A 3,409-nucleotide genomic window follows, 5' to 3' on the forward strand; every position below is an offset into this window, starting at 1 on the left:
TCCCTTACCTGAAAAAACAGGAGCGCCTGCAATTCGTGCGCGTAGGCGTCACCGACCCGGTGTCGCTGGATGACTATCTGGCGCATGACGGTTATGTCGGTTTGAAAAAAGCCATCGCCATGGAACCGGCCGCGATTGTCCAGGAAGTCACCGATTCCGGCCTGCGTGGTCGCGGCGGCGCGGCTTTCCCTACCGGCATCAAGTGGAAAACCGTGCTGGGCGCTGAAGCCGATCAAAAGTACATCGCCTGCAACGCCGATGAAGGCGACTCCGGTACCTTCTCTGATCGCATGGTGATGGAAGATGATCCCTACATGCTGATCGAAGGCATGACCATCGCCGGCCTAGCCGTCAAGGCGACCGAGGGTTATATCTATGTGCGCTCCGAATATCCGCACGCGATCGCGGCCTTGAATGAAGCCATCGTTGCCGCCAACGCGGCCGGCTATCTGGGCGCAAACATACTCGGCTCGGGTCGCACCTTCAACCTGCAAGTACGCAAGGCGGCCGGCGCTTATGTTTGCGGCGAAGAAACCGCGATGCTGGAAAGCATAGAAGGCAAACGCGGCATCGTGCGCGCCAAACCGCCACTGCCTGCACTGCAAGGCTTGTTCGGCAAACCGACGGTCATCAACAACGTCATCTCGCTGTCTGCGGTACCGCTGATCCTGGCGCGTGGCGCGACTTTCTACAAAGACTTCGGCATGGGCCGTTCGCGCGGCACGCTGCCTATGCAACTGGCTGGCAATTTGAAGTTTGGCGGCCTGGTAGAAAAAGCCTTCGGCGTCACGCTGCGCGAATTGCTGTATGACTTTGGCGGCGGCTCGGAATCGGGTCGTCCTATCCGTGCGGTACAGGTTGGCGGCCCGCTCGGCGCCTACATGCCGGAATCCCTGTTCGACACCCCCTTCGATTACGAAGCGTTTGCTGCCGTTGCCTCGACCGTCGGTCACGGCGGCCTGGTGGCCTTCGACGACACGGTCGACATGGCGAAACAGGCACGTTACGCGATGCATTTCTGCGCCGTGGAATCGTGCGGCAAATGCACGCCATGCCGTATCGGCTCGACGCGCGGCGTCGAAGTCATGGACAAGATCATCGCCAACCAGAACCGGCCGCAACAGATACATTTGCTGCGCGACCTGTGCGACGTGATGGTCACCGGATCGCTGTGCGCGATGGGCAACATGACACCGTTCCCTGTGTTGTCGGCCCTGAATCACTTCCCGGAAGATTTTGGCGATCAAAAACTCGCAACCGCTGCTTAAGCTGAAAGACTGGAGCTCAACATGAACATATTAAACAGTATCGATTACGGCACGCCGAAAAGCGCCTCCGAAAATCTGCTCACCCTGGAAATCGACGGCGTATCCGTCACCGTGCCGCAAGGCACCTCCGTCATGCGTGCCGCAGCAGAAGTTGGCATCAATGTGCCCAAGCTGTGCGCCACCGACAGCCTGGAAGCATTCGGCTCTTGCCGTCTGTGCCTGGTAGAGATCGAAGGCCGTCGCGGCTATCCTGCATCGTGCACGACGCCAGCCGAAGCCGGCATGAAGATCAAGACCCAGACGCCGAAACTGGCAGACATCCGCCGCGGCGTGATGGAACTGTACATCTCGGATCATCCGCTCGACTGCCTGACTTGCCCGGCCAACGGCAACTGCGAATTGCAGGACATGGCTGGCGTGGTCGGCTTGCGCGATGTGCGTTACGGCTACGACGGTGAAAATCATCTGAAGCTGGGCAAGGATGAATCCAATCCATACTTCACCTTTGATTCATCGAAATGCATCGTCTGCAACCGTTGCGTGCGCGCCTGTGAAGAAACACAAGGCACCTTCGCACTGACGATAGACGGCCGCGGCTTTGCCTCGCGCGTGTCGCCTAGCCAGAATGAAGACTTCCTGGCGTCGGAATGCGTTTCCTGCGGCGCCTGTGTGGATGCCTGCCCAACCGCTACGCTGACTGAAAAAACCGTCATCATGATGGGCCAGGCAGAACACAGCAAGGTCACCACCTGCGCCTACTGCGGCGTCGGCTGTTCGTTCAAGGCTGAAATGAAGGGCAATGAAGTGGTCCGCATGGTGCCTAACCCGGATGGCAAAGCCAACCAGGGCCACGCCTGCGTCAAGGGCCGTTTCGCATGGGGCTATGCAACGCATAAAGACCGCATGCTCAAGCCGATGATACGCAGCAGGATCACCGATCCATGGAAAGAAGTTTCGTGGGAAGAGGCGATCAATTACGCGGCGTCGGAAATCAAGCGCATCCAGGGTAAATACGGCAAGAATTCGGTTGGCGGCCTGGTTTCCTCGCGTTGCACGAATGAAGAAGGCTACCTGGTGCAAAAACTGGTGCGCGCTGCCTTCGGCAACAATAACGTCGACACCTGCGCACGCGTCTGCCATTCGCCTACCGGTTACGGCTTGAAGGTAACGATGGGTGAATCCGCCGGTACGCAAACCTTCGCGTCCGTGATGAAATCGGATGTGATCCTGATCATAGGCGCCAACCCGGCCTCCGGTCACCCGGTATTTGCCTCGCAGATGAAACGCCGTTTGCGTCAGGGTGCAAAACTGATCGTTGTCGATCCACGCACCACCGAGATGGTCAAATCGCCACACGTGCAAGCCGATTACCACCTGAAGCTGAAACCCGGCAGCAACGTGGCGATCATCAATGCGCTGGCGCATGTGATCATCACTGAAAAACTGCACAAGCCCGACTTCATTGCGGCACGTTGCGATGTGGATTCATTCGACGAATGGCAGGAATTCGTTGCACTGCCGGAAAATTCTCCCGAAGCAGTGGAACTGGTCAGCGGCGTGCCGGCGGCAGATATACGCGCTGCAGCACGCCTGTTTGCAGGCGGCAAAAACTCGGCGATCTATTACGGCCTCGGCGTGACGGAACACGCACAGGGTTCGACGATGGTGATCGGCATCGCCAATCTGGCTATGGCAACCGGCAACATCGGTCGCGAAGGCGTGGGCGTGAATCCTTTGCGCGGTCAAAATAATGTGCAGGGTTCGTGCGACATGGGTTCATTCCCGCACGAACTGCCAGGCTATCGTCACGTTTCCGATTCCGTCGCACGCGCTGAATTTGAAGCGGTGTGGAATTGCACACTGGATCCGGAACCGGGCCTGCGCATTCCTAACATGTTCGATGCGGCGATGGATGGCACCTTCATGGGCCTGTATTGCGAAGGTGAAGACATCGTCCAGTCCGATCCGAATACGCAGCATGTGACCGCAGCCATGGAAGCGATGGAATGCATCATCGTGCAAGACATCTTTCTCAATGAAACCGCCAAATACGCGCATGTGTTCCTGCCGGGCTCATCGTTCCTGGAAAAAGACGGCACCTTCACGAATGCAGAACGCCGTATTTCACGCGTGCGCAAAGT

General features: G+C 57.9%; 2 protein-coding genes. Both read left to right on the plus strand.

Annotated features, from left to right (window positions below; genetic code table 11):
• Positions 1–1,268, plus strand: a 1,268-nt coding sequence (locus tag Q7T06_RS03455; RefSeq protein WP_304780208.1) for an NADH-quinone oxidoreductase subunit F, incomplete at its 5' end; no start/stop codon positions are given.
• 21 nt (positions 1,269–1,289) lie between these two features.
• Positions 1,290–3,409, plus strand: a 2,120-nt coding sequence (gene fdhF, locus Q7T06_RS03460) for a formate dehydrogenase subunit alpha (RefSeq protein ID WP_304780211.1), incomplete at its 3' end; no start/stop codon positions are given.

Source organism: Herminiimonas sp. (genome assembly GCF_030645555.1).
In the GTDB taxonomy this organism is placed as follows: domain Bacteria; phylum Pseudomonadota; class Gammaproteobacteria; order Burkholderiales; family Burkholderiaceae_D; genus Oxalicibacterium.